A 17,016-nucleotide genomic window follows, 5' to 3' on the forward strand; every position below is an offset into this window, starting at 1 on the left:
CCGCTCAGGCCACCTTGTCCTGGCCGCCAGCGCCAAACAGACGCTCCTTGAGCCGGGTCAACTGGTCTCGCACAGACGCCGCCTTCTCGAACTCCAGGTTGCGCGCGTGCTCCAGCATCTGCTTTTCCAGCCGCTTGATTTCCCGCGCAGCGTCCTTTTCGTCCAGCGCCTCCAGGTCGGCCTTCTGCGCGCTGGCCGCCGCCAGGCGGTCCGCCTCCCGTCCCGCCTTCTCGCTGTAAACGCCGTCGATCAGGTCCTTGATGCGTTTGACCACACCCTTGGGCGTGATGCCGTTCGCCTCGTTGAACGCGATCTGCTTGGCCCGGCGCCGCTCGGTCTCGTCCATCGCCCGCTTCATCGAATCGGTGATGCGGTCGGCATACAGAATGGCCTTGCCATTGAGGTTGCGCGCCGCGCGGCCGATGGTCTGGATCAGCGAGCGCTCGGCGCGCAGGAAGCCTTCCTTGTCGGCGTCCAGAATGGCCACCAGCGACACCTCGGGAATGTCCAGCCCCTCGCGCAGCAGGTTGATGCCGACCAGCACATCGAAGGCGCCCAGGCGCAGGTCGCGGATGATCTCGACCCGCTCCACCGTGTCCACGTCGCTGTGCAGGTAGCGCACCTTGACCCCGTTCTCGGTCAGGTAGTCGGTCAGCTGCTCGGCCATGCGCTTGGTCAGCGTGGTGATGAGCACCCGCTCACCCTGCTCCACCCGGATGCGGATCTCCTGCAGCACATCGTCCACCTGGTGGGTGGCCGGCCGCACCTCGACCACGGGGTCGACCAGGCCTGTGGGACGCACCACCTGCTCCACCACCTTGCCGGCGTGCGTCTTCTCGTAGTCGGCCGGCGTGGCCGAGACGAAGATGCACTGGCGCATGCGCTGCTCGAACTCCTCGAACTTCAGCGGCCGGTTGTCCAACGCGCTGGGCAGCCGGAACCCGTATTCCACCAGCGTGGTCTTGCGCTGGCGGTCGCCGTTGTACATGGCGTTGAGCTGGCCGATCATCTGGTGGCTCTCGTCCAGGAACATGATGGCGTCGCGCGGCAGGTAGTCGGTCAGCGTGGCTGGCGGGTCGCCCGGCGCACTGCCGGCCAGGTGGCGCGAATAGTTCTCGATGCCCTTGCAGTGGCCGACCTCGCTGAGCATCTCGATGTCGAAGCGCGTGCGCTGCTCCAGCCGCTGGGCTTCGACCAGTTTGCCCATGCCCACCAGCTGCGCCAGCCGCTCGCGCAGCTCTTCCTTGATGGTCTCGACGGCGCTGAGCACCTGCTCGCGCGGCGTCACGTAGTGGCTGCTGGGGTAGACGGTGAAGCGCGGGATCTTCTGCCGCACCTTGCCCGTGAGCGGGTCGAACAGCTGGAGACTCTCGACCTCGTCGTCGAACAGCTCGATGCGGATCGCCATCTCGCTGTGTTCGGCCGGGAACACGTCGATGGTGTCGCCACGCACCCGGAACTTGCCGCGGGAAAAGTCCTGCTCGTTGCGGCTGTACTGCATGCGCACCAACTGTGCGATCAGGTCGCGCTGGCCGGCCTTGTCGCCCACGCGCAGCGTCATCACCATCTGGTGGTAGCTCTCGGGCTTGCCAATGCCATAGATGGCCGAGACGGTGGCCACGATCACCACGTCGCGCCGCTCCAGGATGCTCTTGGTGCAACTCAGCCGCATCTGCTCGATGTGCTCGTTGATCGCGCTGTCCTTCTCGATGAACAGATCGCGCTGCGGCACATAGGCCTCGGGCTGGTAGTAGTCGTAATAGCTGACGAAGTACTCGACCGCGTTCTTGGGGAAGAACTCGCGGAATTCGGAGTACAGCTGCGCAGCCAGCGTCTTGTTGGGCGCGAACACGATGGCCGGGCGCCCGATGCGGGCGATCACGTTGGCCATGGTGAAGGTCTTGCCCGAGCCGGTCACGCCCAGCAGGGTCTGGAACACCTCGCCGTCCTCGATGCCTTCGACCAGTCCGGCGATCGCTGTGGGCTGGTCGCCGGCCGGCGGGTAAGGCTGGAACAGCTCGAACGGGGAATCGGGGAAGCGGACGAAGGTGCCGTCCTGCTTTTCCGTGATGACTTCAGAGAGATCCGGCATGGGCGCAGTCAACGAGTGGTGGGGAGCGGCCGTTAAAATTGGCCGAACCCGGCACACTACACCACGCCCGGACTCTTCGCTACTGACAACCTTTCAAGGATTTTCATGTCCCTGTTTTCCGCCGTCGAAATGGCCCCCCGCGACCCCATCCTGGGTCTGAACGAACAATTCGCTGCCGACACCAACCCCAGCAAGGTCAACCTGGGCGTTGGCGTGTACTTCGACGACAACGGCAAGCTGCCGCTGCTGCAGTGCGTGCAGGCCGCGGAGAAGGCGATGATGGACAAACCCGCCGCCCGCGGCTACCTGCCCATCGACGGCATCGTTGCCTACGACAACGCCGTCAAGGCCCTGGTGTTCGGCGCCGAATCCGACGTCGTGAAGTCCGGCCGAGTTTCCACCGTGCAGGCCATCGGCGGCACCGGAGGCCTGAAGATCGGCGCCGACTTCCTGAAAAAGGTCAGCCCGGACGCCAAGGTGCTGATTTCCGACCCGAGCTGGGAAAACCACCGCGCCATCTTCCAGAACGCCGGTTTCGAGGTGGGCAGCTACCGCTACTACGACGCCGCCACCCGCTCGGTGAACTTCGAGGGCATGCTGGCCGACCTGAACGCCGCCGCCCCCGGCACCATCGTCGTGCTGCATGCCTGCTGCCACAACCCCACCGGCTACGACATCACCGCAGCCCAATGGGACCAGGTGATCGCCGCCGTCAAGGCCCGTAATCTGACCGCCTTCCTGGACATGGCCTACCAGGGCTTCGGCCACGGCATCGCCGAAGACGGCGCCGTGATCGGCAAGTTCGTGGCCGCCGGCCTGAACATCTTCGTCTCCACCAGCTTCTCCAAGAGCTTCAGCCTGTACGGCGAGCGCGTCGGGGCCCTGTCGGTGGTGGCATCGGACAAGGACGAGGCCGCGCGCGTGCTGAGCCAGCTCAAGATCGTCATCCGCACCAACTACTCCAACCCGCCGACCCACGGTGGCGCGGTGGTAGCCGCGGTGCTGAACAACCCCGAGCTGCGCGCCCTGTGGGAAAAGGAACTGGGTGAAATGCGCGTGCGCATCAAGGAAATGCGCCAGAAACTGGTGGATGGACTGAAGGCCGCGGGCGTGAAGCAGGACATGAGCTTCATCACCACCCAGATCGGCATGTTCAGCTACTCCGGCCTGTCCAAGGACCAGATGGTGCGCCTGCGCAACGAGTTCGGGGTGTATGGCACGGACACCGGCCGCATGTGCGTGGCCGCCCTGAACAGCAAGAACATCGACTACGTCTGTCAGGCCATTGCCAAGGTCGTTTGATTTTTCTCATGCCCGTCTGCCAAAAGCCGCTCACCGAGCGGCTTTTTTTGTGTCCATTCGCGCTGTTTGCCCGATCTGGCCGGTCAAAACCACGTTTTCCCGACGGCTGATTCCTTTCGCCAAGGTGACACTACGGGGCTGCGAATTAGGTGTTTTTCCCCTCTGGACAGGGGTGCCCTGCTGTTATATTGCACTGCAACATAACCTTTTCAACAGCCATGCTCTACCAGATCTACGAAACCCAGCGCTCGATCATGGAACCCTTCGCCGACCTGGCCGAAGTCACCGCGAAGCTGTTCAGCAACCCGATGCCCCCCCTCGGCCAGTTGCCGATGGCACAACGGATCTCTGCGGGCTACGACCTGCTGCACCGGCTTGGAAAGGATTACGAAAAACCCACTTTCGGCATTCCCACGGTGAACGTGGACGGTGTCGAGGTGGCCATCTACGAGCGCGTGGAAATCGACAAGCCGTTTTGTGAGCTGCGCCGCTTCAAGCGTTTCTCCGACGACACCGCCACCCTGGCCAAGCTCAAGTCCCAACCGGTCGTGCTGATCGTGGCGCCGCTCTCGGGCCACTACGCCACGCTGCTGCGCGACACGGTCAAGACCATGCTCAAGGACCACAAGGTCTACATCACCGACTGGAAGAACGCCCGCCTGGTGCCGCTGTCGGAAGGTGAGTTCCACCTGGACGACTACATCAACTACGTGCAGGAATTCATCCGCTACCTGCAGAAGAACTACGGCAACTGCCACGTGATGAGCGTGTGCCAGCCGACCGTGCCGGTGCTGGCCGCCGTGTCGCTGATGGCCTCGCGCGGCGAGACCACGCCGCTGTCAATGACCATGATGGGCGGACCGATCGACGCCACCAAGTCGCCCACCGCGGTGAACAACCTGGCCACTCAGCGCAGCCACAGCTGGTTCGAGAACAACGTCATCTACCGGGTGCCCGACAAGTTTCCGGGCGCCGGTCGTCGCGTGTATCCGGGTTTCCTGCAGCACACCGGTTTTGTGGCCATGAACCCCGACCGCCACGCCAGCAGCCACTACGACTACTTCCGCGACCTGATCAAGGGCGACAACGAAAGTGCCGAAGCACACCGCAAGTTCTACGACGAGTACAACGCCGTGCTCGACATGGACGCAGACTACTACCTGGAAACCATCAACACGGTGTTCCAGGAGTTCAAGCTGGTCAACGGCACCTGGGATGTGAAGGGCGCGAATGGCAAGACCGAACGCGTGAAACCTCAGGACATCAAGACCTCCGGCCTGCTGACTGTCGAGGGCGAGCTCGACGACATCTCCGGCTCGGGCCAGACCGCCGCCGCCCACGAACTGTGCACCGGCATCCCCAAGACCCACCAGATGCACTACGAAGCCAAGGGCGCGGGCCACTACGGCATCTTCAGCGGCCGCCGCTGGCGCGAAATGGTCTACCCGGTGGTCAAGAGCTTCATCCTGGCCCACCAGCCGGCCAAGGCCACCGATGCGGCCACCACCAGCCTGGCACCGGTCGCCAGCCCCGCAAAGCCGGCCCCTGCCAAAACCGCGCGGGCGAAAAAGGCCGTTCCCGCCCCGGTTGGCGCGGCGCCCGCCGCCAAGCGTCCTGTGGCCAAGAAGGCCGCGCGCAAGACCTCCTGACAGCGCCCCGGGGCCCCGGGTGCCCCGGGTACACTCGCGCCCCATGAACGAACTGGCCCGGCGCATCGATGCCGCACTGCCCCAGACGCAGTGCACCCGCTGCGGCTACCCCGACTGCGCGAGCTACGCGCAGGCCGTCGCTGCGGGCGAGGCCGGCATCAACCAGTGCCCCCCGGGTGGGCGCGAGGGCATCGGGCGGCTGGCGGCGATCACCGGACAGACGGCCAGCGACCTCAACCCCGCCAACGGCATCGAAGGACCGCTGACTCTGGCGGTGATCGACGAAGATTGGTGCATCGGCTGCACCCTGTGCATCAAGGCCTGCCCGACCGACGCCATCGTCGGCAGCAACAAGCGCATGCACACCGTCATCGAGCCCTACTGCACGGGCTGTGAACTCTGCATCCCGGTCTGTCCGGTCGACTGCATCTCGCTGGAGGTGGTCAGTGGTGAGCGCACCGGATGGGGCGCCTGGACTCCCGCCCAGGCAGAGCAGGCCCGCGAGCGCTACACCCGGCGCTCGATCCGGCTGGTGCGGGAGAAGCAGGAGCACGAGGCGCGCCTGGAGGCCAAGGCCCGCATGAAGCTGGCCGACCTGTCGGCGCACTCGCAGCACACCGATCCGGTCGTGCTCGACAAGAAGCGGGCCGTGATCGAGGCCGCGCTGGCCCGCGCCCGCGAGCGCCGCGGGCAGGGCTGACTCAGGCCGACACCGTCAGCGACTTGTAGACACCACAACCGACGTACAGATCGTCGACCTTGGTGACGTAGGACATCTTGGTCTGCACCACGCCGGTCTGCGGGTTGGTGATGTCGTACTCCACCCAGCCCGGTTCCAGTTCGGCCTGGGCCACGATGGCTTCGAACAGCGAAGCGCCGTCCACACCGGGAATGTCCTGCACGCGGCCGCCAACCTTCTCAGGGTGACCGCCAAACGCGCGATAGGCCCCGCTGCTGTCGAGCGCGAAGACGTACATGTCGCGGTCGTGGAAGTTCTGCGCCGGATCGGTGATCTGGTTCAGGAAGCCATCGCGACTGCTGCGGGCACGCAGTTCAAGTGCCCGCTGGACCAGCGCCATCGCCTCCTCGGCCGCACCCTGCTGGAGCTGGAAGGACGACACCGCCTGGGCCAGCGTGGCAGCCCGACCTTCCAGCTGGGTGGCCTGCTGGACCGCGCGCTCGACCATGCGGGCGTTGCGCTGCGTGATTTCATCGAGCTGCCCCACCGCGGACGAGATCTCGCTGAGGCCACCGCTCTGCTCGGCGCTGGCGGCCGAGATCAGCGACATGTTGGCGGCCACGCCGCGCACGCCGTTGACGATCTCGGTCATGCCCGTGCCGGCGGCCCGGATCTGGGCCACGCTGGTGGAGACCTGCTGCCCGGAAGCCTGGATCAGTTCCCGGATCTCCCGCGACGACGCCGCCGAGCGCTGAGCCAGGCTCCGCACCTCGGCCGCCACCACGGCGAAACCACGGCCCTGTTCGCCGGCGCGCGCCGCTTCGACGGCGGCATTGAGCGCCAGGATGTTGGTCTGGAACGCCAGGCTGTCGATCACGCCGATGATCTCGTTCATCTGCTGGGCACTTTTCTGGATGCCCTCGACCGATTCGACCGCACGCACCATGGCCTGTGCGCCGCTCTCGGCGATGTCGCGGACCCGGGAGGCCTGCGCATCCGAGTCGCCCGCAGTCTGGGCATTGCGCTGCACCGTGCTGGAGAGCTCCTGCACGCTGGCGGCGGTCTGTTCGAGGTTGGCCGCCTGCTGCTCGGTGCGGTCGGCCAGTTCGCGGTTGCCGGTGGCCAGGCTCTTGCCGGCATAGGCGACCAGCGCGGAGTTGCTGCGCACCTCGGCCACCATGGCCGACAGGTTGCCGATCATGTCCTGCAGCTGGGACGCCAGATCGGCCAGTTCGTCGGTGCCACGCACCGTCACGCGGGTGCGCAGGTTGCCCTTGGCGGTCTCGGCCATCACATGGCTGACATGCCGGAAGTCGATCACAAAACTGAAATAGAACGACGTGAGCAGGTAGCCCATGGCCGCCATGCCCAGAACGGCGGCGCCTATCGCCACCCACCGCTGGAGTTCCGCGGCCGCTTTGCGCTCTTCCAGCAGTTGCGTCAGTCGCGCAAGCACGGCGCCCTGGTAGGCCTGCGCCGCGTTGATGGCCGTGGTGCCTGCGGCGAAAAACTCCGTGGGCGCCACGCTGCCGGTGCCATTGGCGGCACCCAGCGCAAGCGCCACGAACGATTCCGAGGCCTTGATGGCCTCTTCGGCTGGCAGGCCGGTCTGTCCGTAGCGCTGGGCGAACGCGGTGGCGAAGCGGAAGTCGTCAGTTTCACCTGCCAACAGCTGCAGCTGGGAGCGAAGGCCCGCAGCGGCGTCGCCCATGCCTTCAGGCCGGCTGAGCAACCCGGCGCCCTCTCCCCTGAGACGGGCCATGCGCTCGGTCCATGGCACGGTGCGGGAGACCACGATGTCCATGAGGAAGTAGCTCGCAGGATCGGGATCGAACAGCAGGTGCGAGCGTTCGCCGGTGGTGTACATGAGCCGCTTGATGTCGGCGATCAGGGCGGTGTGGGTGTCGAACGCCTGCTCGCGCGAGAGCTTTTCGGTGTCTGCCAGCCGCTGCACGCGGGCTTCCAGGTCGCGCCAGACCTGTGTGAGGCCCATTTCTTCGCGCGCCGCAGTCAGCGCCGCGCCAGCGGTGGTCAGTGTGGTGGGCAGGGACTCTCGGGTCTTGTCGAGGGAGGAACGCGCGGCCGCTTCGCCTGCCAGCAGCATGTTCGTCTGCCCCCGGTGGGTCTGCAGGACTGTCACCAGACGGCCCAGGGCAGAGATGCCCTGAACGCCCTGCGCCTCACCTTCCAGGAGGTGGATTTCGTCCGAGATGCGCTGCACCAGCGATACGCAGACCACCAGCATCGGAACAACGATCGCCATCGCGAGAATCCCCAGCTTGACGGGGAGTCTCATTTTGCGCATCAGCCATACGCCGGGCATGAACGGTTGGACTCGTGACATGGCTCATCAGCTCCTTCTCTCTGATCAGACTTCTATCGGCAGTTCGCTGGTCTTGTTGAATTGGGATAGACCCGCAAGCGACGTCTGTCAGTGAAACTGGGGCAGTCCGAGGGCCTTGGTGCCCCGCAGTCGTCGCCTTGCGACATCTGGGGAACCCCGTGAGGGATGGCATGGTTCTGGTTGGGGTGTTCGTGGGTGCCCATGGCGGACTCCTCGGAATGCGGAAGGTGAGCCCCAGCGTAGGACAAGTGCCTGCCGCGCAATGCGCTGAAGAGCGCCTGTCTTCCATGCCTGTTCCAACCGCAGCCAGGCGACGGCACAATCCGCGCATGACCGCGACCGCCCATCTCCTCAAACTGACCGCACGCCCCGAGGGCACCCCGTCCGTCGACCACCCGCGCCGGGAGCGGCTGTTGCGCGGAAACCCCATGCGGGAAACCTGGAACCTGGTCGACGAGGGTCTGCCGGCCGGGCAGGTGTATTGCGGCGTCTGGCGCTGCGAGCCGGGGCACTGGCGCATCGCCATGGGGCCGACCGAGCGCGAACTGTTCACCGTACTCGACGGCCGCTGCCGGGTGCACGATGCGACGGGCGGCTTCGAGGAGGCCGGACCGGGAGAAGGCATCTACATTCCGCCCGGCTTCGAAGGTGCTTTCGAGGTGCTGGAGCCGCTGACCAAGACCTACATGATCTGCGAGTGAACGCTGAATAAAAAAACCCCGCCAGGCGTGCACCCGGCGGGGCTGTCTCCTCGGCTTCTCGGTTTCAACCGGGTCGTGCGGCCAGGGCGGCAAAGGCGTTGACCACCTCGGCCGGGGCCTGCACCAGTTCAATCAGCACACCTTCCCCCGCAATCGGGAATTCTTCGTTCGCCTTGGGGTGCAGGAAGGTGATGTCAAAACCCGCCGCGCCCTTGCGGATGCCGCCCGGCGCAAAGCGCACGCCCTGGGCCGTGAGCCACTCCACCGCCACCGGCAGGTTGTCGATCCACAGGCCGATGTGGTTGAGCGGCGTCGTGTGGACCGCCGGCTTCTTCTCGGGGTCCATGGGCTGCATCAGGTCCACCTCGACCTTGAACGGGCCGCTGCCGATGGCGCAGATGTCCTCGTCCACGTTCTCGCGCTCGCTCTGGAAGGTGCCGGTCTTCTCCAGCCCGAGCATGTCCACCCACAGCGTCTGCAGCCGCAGCTTGTCCGGACCGCCGATGGCGATCTGCTGGACACCCAGCACCTTGAAAGGCCTTGGAGTCCCCTTCATTTCTCGAACTCCACGATGGGCTGGTCGACCACCAGGGATTCGCCCTTGGACGCGAGCACCTTGCCCACCACGCCATCGGCCGCGGCGAACAGCACGTTCTCCATCTTCATGGCCTCGATCACGGCCACGCGCTCGCCGGCCTGCACTTTCTGGCCGACCTGCACCGCCACATCCACCAGCAGGCCCGGCATGGGCGACAGCACGTATTTGCTCATGTCCGGCGGTGCCTTGAACGGCATGAGCTGGTGCAGATCGGCCATGCGCGGCGACACCACCATGGTCTCCAGCTTGGTGCCGTTGTGCTGCACCACCAGCGCCAGCGGGTTCTTGGCCGAACCGCGTTCCATCTGCGCGGTGAAAGGCTGACCGTTGCACTCGCCCGTGATGACGATGTCGTTCAGGCGCGAGGGCGAGCTGATCTTGAAGCGCTTCTCGCCCACGGTGACGGAGGCGTAGCCGGTTTCGCCAACGAACTCGTCCACGTGCACCGGGGTGTAGCGGTGCTGACCATCTGCGCCGAGGCTGATGACGGTGTAGTCCTTGCCCACCTTGACGCCATAACCCGGCAGCTGGCCGGAGATGCCGGTGGCACGCTCACGGCTCTTGCGGCGCACAAAAGCGGCCAGCGCCACCAGGAAGTCCGGGTCGTCGTGCGGCACGTCCTCGGCGCGGAAGCCGCTGGCGTAGTGCTGGGCGATGAAGCCGGTGTTGAAGTTGCCCGAGACGAAATCCGGGTGGGCCAGCAGTGCCGCCTGGAACGGGATGTTGCTGTTGATGCCGCGAATGACAAAACCGTTGAGCGCCTCGCGCATCTTGGCGATGGCGTCGTTGCGGTCCTTGCCGTGCACGATGAGCTTGGCGATCATCGAGTCGTAGTGCATCGGAATCTCGCCACCTTCGAACACGCCGGTGTCCACCCGCACGCCGTGCTTGTGCGCGATGTCGGCCTGCCACATGCTTTCCGTCGGCGGCGTGAAACGCACCAGTCGGCCGGTGGACGGCAGGAAGTTGCGGAACGGGTCCTCGGCGTTGATTCGGCACTCCATGGCCCAGCCATCGCGCTTCACATCGGCCTGGGTGAAGGCCAGCTTCTCGCCCGCGGCCACGCGGATCATCTGCTCCACCAGGTCCAGGCCGGTGATGCATTCGGTGACCGGGTGCTCCACCTGCAGCCGGGTGTTCATCTCCAGGAAGTAGAAGTCCTGGTCCTTGCCCACCACGAACTCGACCGTGCCCGCGCTCTGGTACTTCACCGCCTTGGCCAGCGCCACGGCCTGCTCGCCCATCGCCTTGCGCGTCGCCTCGCTGATGAAGGGCGACGGCGCTTCCTCGATCACCTTCTGGTGGCGGCGCTGGATGGAGCACTCGCGCTCGTTCAGGTACAGCACATTGCCATGGCTGTCGCCCAGGATCTGGATCTCGATGTGGCGCGGCTGCTCGACGAACTTCTCGATGAAGATGCGGTCGTCGCCGAAGCTGTTGCGGGCCTCGTTCTGGCAGGCGGTAAAGCCTTCCAGCGCCTCCTTGTCGTTGAAGGCCACGCGCAGGCCCTTGCCGCCGCCGCCGGCCGAGGCCTTGATCATCACCGGGTAGCCGATGCCCTTGGCGATCTCCACCGCGCGCTCGGCCGACGGAATGGGGTCGTTGTAGCCGGGGATGGTGTTGACCTTGGCCTCGTTGGCCAGCTTCTTGGACGCGATCTTGTCGCCCATGGCCGCAATCGAATGGGCCTTGGGCCCGATGAAGGCGATGTCTTCCTTCTCGCAGCGTTCGGCAAAGGCCTCGTTCTCCGACAGGAAGCCGTAGCCAGGGTGGATGGCCTCGGCGCCGGTCTGCTTGGCGGCGGCAATGATCTTGTCGGCCACCAGGTAGGACTCACGCGAGGGCGCCGGGCCCAGCAGCACGGCCTCGTCGGCCAGGCGCACGTGGCGCGCCTCCTTGTCGGCCTCGGAGTACACGGCCACGGTGGCGATGCCCATCTTGCGGGCGGTGGCGATGACGCGGCAGGCAATCTCGCCGCGGTTGGCAATCAGGATCTTCTTGAACATGTTGTTTTCTCCTCGGGCAATCAGAGGGGGATGTTCCCGTGCTTGCGCCACGGGTTTTCGATCTTCTTGTCCTTCAACATGACAAGGCTGCGGCAGATGCGCTTGCGGGTTTCGGAAGGCAGGATCACGTCGTCGATGAAGCCGCGCGCGCCGGCAACGAAGGGGTTGGCAAAGCGCGCCTTGTATTCGGCCTCGCGCTCGGCCAGCTTGGCCGGGTCCTTCTTCTCTTCGCGGAAGATGATCTCCACCGCACCCTTGGCGCCCATCACCGCGATCTCGGCGTTGGGCCAGGCGAAATTCACGTCGCCGCGCAGGTGCTTGGAGGCCATCACGTCGTAGGCGCCACCGTAGGCCTTGCGGGTGATCACGGTGATCTTGGGCACCGTGCACTCGGCGTAGGCGTAGAGCAGCTTGGCGCCGTGCTTGATGATGCCGCCGTACTCCTGCGAGGTGCCGGGCATGAAGCCCGGCACGTCGACGAAGGTGACCACCGGGATGTTGAACGCGTCGCAGAAGCGCACGAAGCGCGCGGCCTTGATCGAACTCTTGATGTCCAGGCAACCAGCCAGCACCAGCGGCTGGTTGGCCACGATGCCCACCGTCTGGCCGTCCATGCGGGCGAAGCCGACGATGATGTTCTTGGCGTAGTCGGGCTGGATCTCGAAGAAGTCGCCGTCGTCGACCGTCTTGAGGATCAGCTCCTTCATGTCGTAGGGCTTGTTCGGGTTGTCCGGCACCAGCGTGTCCAGGCTCTTGTCCATGCGGTCGATCGGATCACCGCTGGGGCGCACCGGCGCCTTTTCCCGGTTGTTGAGCGGCAGGTAGTTGTAGAGGCGGCGCAGCATCAACAGCGCTTCCACATCGTTCTCGAACGCGCCGTCGGCCACGCCGCTCTTGGTGTTGTGCGTCACCGCGCCGCCCAGTTCCTCGGCGGTCACTTCCTCGTGCGTCACCGTCTTCACCACCTCGGGGCCGGTCACGAACATGTAGGAGCTGTCCTTGACCATGAAGATGAAGTCGGTCATGGCGGGCGAGTACACGGCGCCACCGGCCGAGGGGCCCATGATCATGCTGATCTGCGGGATCACGCCGCTGGCCATCACGTTGCGCTGGAACACCTCGGCGTAACCGCCAAGCGAGGCCACACCTTCCTGGATACGAGCGCCGCCCGAATCGTTCAGGCCGATCACCGGGGCACCGACCTTCATGGCCTGGTCCATGATCTTGCAGATCTTCTCGGCGTGCGCTTCGGACAGCGCGCCGCCGAACACCGTGAAGTCCTGGCTGAAGACGAACACCAGGCGGCCGTTGATCATGCCGTAGCCGGTCACGACGCCGTCGCCGGGGATCTTCTGGTCCTGCATGCCGAAGTCCACGCAGCGGTGCTCCACGAACATGTCCCACTCTTCGAAGGTGCCTTCGTCGAGCAGCACTTCCAGGCGCTCACGCGCCGTCAGCTTGCCCTTGCTGTGCTGGGCGGCGATGCGCTTCTCGCCGCCGCCCAGGCGCGCCGCGGCGCGCTTCTTTTCCAGTTGGTCCAGGATGTCTTGCATGGTGGTCTCTCCGGTGAAATCGTTGTGATCGGGTGGACGTCAGTCGAACCGTTCGAGCAATTGGCGTGCGGCCGTGGAGGCGGCGAGTTCGCCAGCCTGCACCTGCCGCGTGAAAAGGTCCAGCGCCTCGCGCACCCGCGGGTGCTCACGAAAGCGCTGCTTGAGGCCGGCGTCGATGCGTTCCCACATCCAGGCCGAGGCCTGGTGCTGGCGGCGCGCCGCCAGGCGTCCGTTGGCGGTCTGCAGCCGCTTGAACTCGCTCACGGCCGACCAGAACGTGTCCACGCCCTGCCCGTGCAGCGCGCTGATCTGGATCACCTGCGGGTGCCAGACCTTCTGGTCGTGGTGGACGTGGTCAGGGTTGCCGTGCAGGCCGAGCAGGCGCAGCGACGAGGTGATCTGCGCACGCGCGCGCGTCGCGGCGTCGGGGTCGATGTCGGCCTTGTTGATGACCACGAGGTCGGCCAGCTCCATCACGCCCTTCTTGATGGCCTGCAGGTCGTCGCCCGCATTGGGCAGCTGCAGCAGGCAGAACATGTCGGTCATGCCGTGCACCGCAGTTTCGCTCTGGCCCACGCCCACAGTCTCCACGATCACCACGTCGTAGCCCGCCGCTTCGCAGACCAGCATGGCCTCCCGCGTCTTCTCGGCCACGCCACCGAGCGTGCCGCTGGAAGGGCTGGGCCGGATGTAGGCCTTCTCGTGCACGGACAGGTGCTCCATGCGGGTCTTGTCGCCCAGGATGGAGCCGCCCGAGACCGACGACGACGGGTCGACCGCCAGCACCGCCACCCGATGGCCCTGCCCGATCAGGTACAGGCCCAGGGCCTCGATGAAGGTGCTCTTGCCCACGCCCGGCACGCCGCTGATGCCCAGTCGGAAAGCGCCGCCGGTGTGCGGCAGAAGCCTGGTCAGCAGCGCATCGGCCTGCTGGCGGTGGTCGGGGCGGGTGGACTCCAGCAGCGTGATGGCCTTGGCCATCGCGCGGCGCTGGACGACAGGGGTCCCGCGGACGATTCCGTCCAGAAAACCAGTCGACTCGGTCATGGCCAGCATGTCAGCAGCCCAGGACACCGCGGAACTGGCTTTGCCAGGCCGCAGGTGTCGCCCCCTTGAGGGGGTGGCGCGAAGCGCCGCGGGGGTGGGTCACGGGTTCACTTTCTTGATCTGCTCCAGCACGTCCTTGGCGCTGGCAGGGATCGGCGTGCCGGGGCCGTAGACCCCCTTGACGCCGGCTTCGTACAGATAGTCGTAGTCCTGGCGCGGGATCACGCCGCCCACGAACACCACGATGTCGTCGGCGCCCTGATCCTTCAGGGCCTTGATGATGGCCGGCACCAGAGTCTTGTGCCCGGCGGCCAGCGTGCTCACGCCCACGGCGTGCACGTCGTTCTCGATCGCCTGGCGTGCGCACTCTTCGGGTGTCTGGAACAGCGGGCCCATATCCACGTCGAAACCCAGGTCGGCAAACGCGGTGGCGACGACCTTCGCGCCGCGGTCGTGGCCGTCCTGGCCGAGCTTGGCGATCATCACGCGCGGGCGGCGGCCCTGCGCGTCGGCGAAATCGCTGATTTCCTTCTTGAGCTGTTCCCAGCCTTCGGCAGAGTCGTAAGCTGCAGCGTACACCCCGGTCACCTTCTGTGTGTCGGCGCGGTGGCGCCCGTAGATTTTTTCCAGCGCGTCGGACACCTCGCCGACGGTGGCGCGCAGGCGGATCGCCTTGATGGCCAGGTCCAGCAGGTTGCCCTGGCCCGACTCGGCGGCGGCGGTCAGCGCGGCCAGCGCGGCTTGAACCGCGGCATTGTCGCGGCTGGCCTTGATGGACTGCAGACGGGCGATCTGGCTCTCGCGCACCTTGACGTTGTCCACCTCCAGGATGTCGATGGCGTCTTCCTGCTTGAGCTTGTACTTGTTGACGCCGACGATCACATCCTTGCCGGAGTCGATGCGCGCCTGCTTCTCGGCCGCGGCGGCCTCGATCTTCAGCTTGGCCCAGCCGCTGTCCACCGCCTTGGTCATGCCGCCCATGGCGTCGACCTCTTCGATGATTTTCCATGCCTCGTCGGCCATCTGCTGGGTCAGCGACTCCATCATGTAGCTGCCGGCCCAGGGGTCGACCACGTTGGTGATGTGTGTCTCTTCCTGGATGATGAGCTGCGTGTTGCGCGCGATGCGGGCGCTGAACTCGGTCGGCAGCGCGATGGCCTCGTCGAACGAGTTGGTGTGCAACGACTGCGTGCCACCGAACACCGCCGCCATGGCCTCGATGGTGGTGCGCACCACGTTGTTGTACGGGTCCTGCTCGGTCAGCGACCAGCCCGAGGTCTGGCTGTGCGTGCGCAGCATCAGGCTCTTGGGGTTCTTGGCGTTGAAGCCCTTCATGATGCGGCACCACAGCAGGCGGGCCGCGCGCATCTTGGCGATCTCCAGGTAGAAGTTCATGCCCACCGCCCAGAAGAAGGACAGGCGCCCGGCGAACTCGTCCACGTCCATGCCCTTGGCGATGGCGGTCTTCACATATTCCTTGCCGTCGGCCAGGGTGAAGGCCATCTCCAGCGCCTGGTTGGCGCCGGCTTCCTGCATGTGGTAGCCCGAAATCGAGATCGAGTTGAACTTCGGCATGTTCTTGGCCGTGTACTCGATGATGTCGCCGATGATCTTCATCGACGGCTCGGGCGGGTAGATGTACGTGTTGCGGACCATGAACTCCTTGAGGATGTCGTTCTGGATGGTTCCGCTCAGCTTGTCCTGGCTCACGCCCTGCTCTTCCGCCGCCACCACGTAGCCGGCCAGGATGGGCAGCACCGCGCCGTTCATGGTCATCGAGACGCTGACCTTGTCCAGCGGGATCTCGTTGAACAGGATCTTCATGTCCTCGACCGAGTCGATCGCCACACCGGCCTTGCCGACGTCGCCGGTCACGCGCGGGTGGTCCGAGTCGTAGCCGCGGTGTGTGGCCAGGTCGAAGGCGACCGACACGCCCTGTCCGCCGGCCGCCAGCGCCTTGCGGTAGAAGGCATTGGATTCTTCGGCGGTCGAGAAACCGGCGTACTGGCGGATGGTCCAGGGCCGCACCGCGTACATCGTGGCCTGGGGGCCGCGGATGTAGGGCTCGAAGCCGGGCAGCGTGTTGGTGTACGGCAGGTCCTTGGTGTCTTCGGCAGTGTACAGAGGCTTCACGCTGATGCCGTCGGGCGTGACCCAGTTGAGCGCGTTCACGTCGCCACCGGGTGCGGATTTCTGGGCGGCCTTGGCCCAGGCTTCGAGGTTGGCGGGGGCGAATTCGTTGGGTTTCTGGCTCATGGCAAGGGCTCGCTCTGGCGGACGGACAGCGGTGTGGGATCTGCAACAGATCCGGCTGCGGAGTTTACATCATTCATAATTATTGATGCAAAATATTCCAGCGGGCTTACAATGCAGCCGCTGTCACCCGACCCATCCCTGCATGTCCGCCCTCTCCCTCGCCCCCCGCGCCCTGTACGAAGAAGTCGCCGAGCTGTTGCGCCAGCGCATCTTCAAGCGCGAACTTGAGCCCGGCAGCTGGATCGACGAACTCAAGCTGGCCGAGGAATACGGCATCAGCCGCACCCCGCTGCGCGAGGCGCTGAAGGTGTTGGCGGCCGAGGGCCTGGTGACCATGAAGGTGCGCCGCGGCGCCTACGTGACGGAAGTGTCAGAGAAAGACCTGGCCGACGTCTACCACCTGCTGTCGCTGCTCGAATCCGATGCCGCCGGCGTGGTGGCCGAACGCGCCACCGACGCCCAGCGCACCGAACTGCAGACCCTGCACGCCGAGCTGGAGGCCGCCATCACCAACCGCGACCGCTTCTTCGCCGTCAACGAGCAGTTCCACATGCGTCTGCTGGAGATGGCCGACAACCGCTGGCGCCAGCAAATGGTGGCCGATCTGCGCAAGGTCATGAAGCTCAACCGCCACAGCTCGCTGTTCAAGTCCGGCCGCATCGAGGAATCGCTGGCCGAGCACCGAGCGGTCATGGCCGCCCTGCTCGCGCGCGACGCCGACCTCACCCGACAGCGCATGCAAGAGCACTTCCGAAACGGGCTCGAAGCGGCGACCTGAGCCGATAATCC

At 65.5% G+C, this 17,016-nt stretch carries 12 protein-coding genes; 5 read left to right on the forward strand and 7 right to left on the reverse strand.

The features are described from left to right. Positions 1-4 precede the first annotated feature (4 nt). Positions 5-2,092, reverse strand: a complete 2,088-nt coding sequence (gene uvrB, locus HPF_RS14745; protein WP_133157018.1) for an excinuclease ABC subunit UvrB — start codon at positions 2,090-2,092, stop codon at positions 5-7. Between the two features lie 105 nt (positions 2,093-2,197). Here uvrB and HPF_RS14750 point away from each other — a divergent pair, with 105 nt between their 5' ends. The 3 genes from HPF_RS14750 to rsxB all read left to right on the forward strand — a co-directional run bounded on the left by HPF_RS14750 (position 2,198) and on the right by rsxB (position 5,743). Next, positions 2,198-3,394 (forward strand): amino acid aminotransferase, encoded by a 1,197-nt coding sequence (locus HPF_RS14750; protein WP_066151413.1) that lies wholly within the window; start codon positions 2,198-2,200, stop codon positions 3,392-3,394. Between the two features lie 218 nt (positions 3,395-3,612). Further along, positions 3,613-5,043, forward strand: a complete 1,431-nt coding sequence (locus HPF_RS14755) for a polyhydroxyalkanoate depolymerase (RefSeq protein WP_133157019.1) — start codon at positions 3,613-3,615, stop codon at positions 5,041-5,043. Positions 5,044-5,086: 43 nt separating this feature from the next. Continuing rightward, a complete protein-coding gene (gene rsxB, locus HPF_RS14760) occupies positions 5,087-5,743 on the forward strand; it encodes an electron transport complex subunit RsxB (protein ID WP_079365680.1) in 657 nt (218 codons plus the stop codon). Position 5,744: 1 nt separating this feature from the next. Here rsxB and HPF_RS24155 read toward each other — a convergent pair whose 3' ends face one another. Beyond that, the gene (locus HPF_RS24155; RefSeq protein ID WP_306292792.1) at positions 5,745-8,018 is read right to left on the reverse strand and encodes a methyl-accepting chemotaxis protein; all 2,274 of its coding nucleotides are present in this window, start codon (positions 8,016-8,018) and stop codon (positions 5,745-5,747) included. 377 nt (positions 8,019-8,395) lie between these two features. Here HPF_RS24155 and HPF_RS14770 point away from each other — a divergent pair, with 377 nt between their 5' ends. Then, on the forward strand, positions 8,396-8,767 hold the full coding sequence (locus HPF_RS14770; RefSeq protein WP_133157020.1) for a cupin domain-containing protein: 372 nt from the start codon (positions 8,396-8,398) through the stop codon (positions 8,765-8,767). 64 nt (positions 8,768-8,831) lie between these two features. On the opposite strand, the gene HPF_RS14775 is transcribed toward HPF_RS14770, so the two are convergent. From HPF_RS14775 to scpA, 5 genes are all read right to left on the reverse strand, one after another. After that, entirely contained in the window at positions 8,832-9,323 is a 492-nt protein-coding gene (locus HPF_RS14775) for a VOC family protein (protein WP_133157021.1), read from the reverse strand. Beyond that, complete coding sequence (gene accC / locus HPF_RS14780; RefSeq protein ID WP_133157022.1) at positions 9,320-11,371, reverse strand: acetyl-CoA carboxylase biotin carboxylase subunit; 2,052 nt, start codon at positions 11,369-11,371, stop codon at positions 9,320-9,322. The genes HPF_RS14775 and accC overlap by 4 nt, the downstream gene beginning before the upstream one ends. 20 nt (positions 11,372-11,391) lie before the next feature. After that, positions 11,392-12,924 carry an acyl-CoA carboxylase subunit beta gene (locus HPF_RS14785; protein ID WP_066151425.1) on the reverse strand — a complete coding sequence of 511 codons (1,533 nt, stop codon included), beginning with the start codon at positions 12,922-12,924 and terminating at the stop codon, positions 11,392-11,394. A 39-nt stretch (positions 12,925-12,963) separates the two neighbouring features. Next, positions 12,964-13,971 carry a methylmalonyl Co-A mutase-associated GTPase MeaB gene (gene meaB / locus HPF_RS14790; protein WP_133158125.1) on the reverse strand — a complete coding sequence of 336 codons (1,008 nt, stop codon included), beginning with the start codon at positions 13,969-13,971 and terminating at the stop codon, positions 12,964-12,966. A 99-nt stretch (positions 13,972-14,070) separates the two neighbouring features. Beyond that, on the reverse strand, positions 14,071-16,227 hold the full coding sequence (gene scpA, locus HPF_RS14795; RefSeq protein ID WP_133157023.1) for a methylmalonyl-CoA mutase: 2,157 nt from the start codon (positions 16,225-16,227) through the stop codon (positions 14,071-14,073). Positions 16,228-16,369: 142 nt separating this feature from the next. Between scpA and HPF_RS14800 the strand changes: the two genes are divergently transcribed. Then, positions 16,370-17,005: a GntR family transcriptional regulator gene (locus tag HPF_RS14800; protein WP_127806985.1), complete on the forward strand. Its 636-nt coding sequence runs from the start codon at positions 16,370-16,372 to the stop codon at positions 17,003-17,005. Positions 17,006-17,016 lie beyond the last annotated feature (11 nt).

The sequence above is a fragment of the Hydrogenophaga pseudoflava genome (assembly GCF_004353865.1).
Taxonomy (GTDB): Bacteria; Pseudomonadota; Gammaproteobacteria; order Burkholderiales; family Burkholderiaceae_C; genus Hydrogenophaga; species Hydrogenophaga pseudoflava.

Excerpts from the sequence above, each read along its gene's own strand:
- uvrB (WP_133157018.1), bottom strand. The coding sequence starts at position 2,092 with ATGCCGGATCTCTCTGAAGTCATCACGGAAAAGCAGGACGGCACCTTC.
- HPF_RS14750 (WP_066151413.1), top strand. The coding sequence starts at position 2,198 with ATGTCCCTGTTTTCCGCCGTCGAAATGGCCCCCCGCGACCCCATCCTG.
- HPF_RS14755 (WP_133157019.1), top strand. The coding sequence starts at position 3,613 with ATGCTCTACCAGATCTACGAAACCCAGCGCTCGATCATGGAACCCTTC.
- rsxB (WP_079365680.1), top strand. The coding sequence starts at position 5,087 with ATGAACGAACTGGCCCGGCGCATCGATGCCGCACTGCCCCAGACGCAG.
- HPF_RS24155 (WP_306292792.1), bottom strand. The coding sequence starts at position 8,018 with ATGAGACTCCCCGTCAAGCTGGGGATTCTCGCGATGGCGATCGTTGTT.
- HPF_RS14770 (WP_133157020.1), top strand. The coding sequence starts at position 8,396 with ATGACCGCGACCGCCCATCTCCTCAAACTGACCGCACGCCCCGAGGGC.
- HPF_RS14775 (WP_133157021.1), bottom strand. The coding sequence starts at position 9,323 with ATGAAGGGGACTCCAAGGCCTTTCAAGGTGCTGGGTGTCCAGCAGATC.
- accC (WP_133157022.1), bottom strand. The coding sequence starts at position 11,371 with ATGTTCAAGAAGATCCTGATTGCCAACCGCGGCGAGATTGCCTGCCGC.
- HPF_RS14785 (WP_066151425.1), bottom strand. The coding sequence starts at position 12,924 with ATGCAAGACATCCTGGACCAACTGGAAAAGAAGCGCGCCGCGGCGCGC.
- meaB (WP_133158125.1), bottom strand. The coding sequence starts at position 13,971 with ATGACCGAGTCGACTGGTTTTCTGGACGGAATCGTCCGCGGGACCCCT.
- scpA (WP_133157023.1), bottom strand. The coding sequence starts at position 16,227 with ATGAGCCAGAAACCCAACGAATTCGCCCCCGCCAACCTCGAAGCCTGG.
- HPF_RS14800 (WP_127806985.1), top strand. The coding sequence starts at position 16,370 with ATGTCCGCCCTCTCCCTCGCCCCCCGCGCCCTGTACGAAGAAGTCGCC.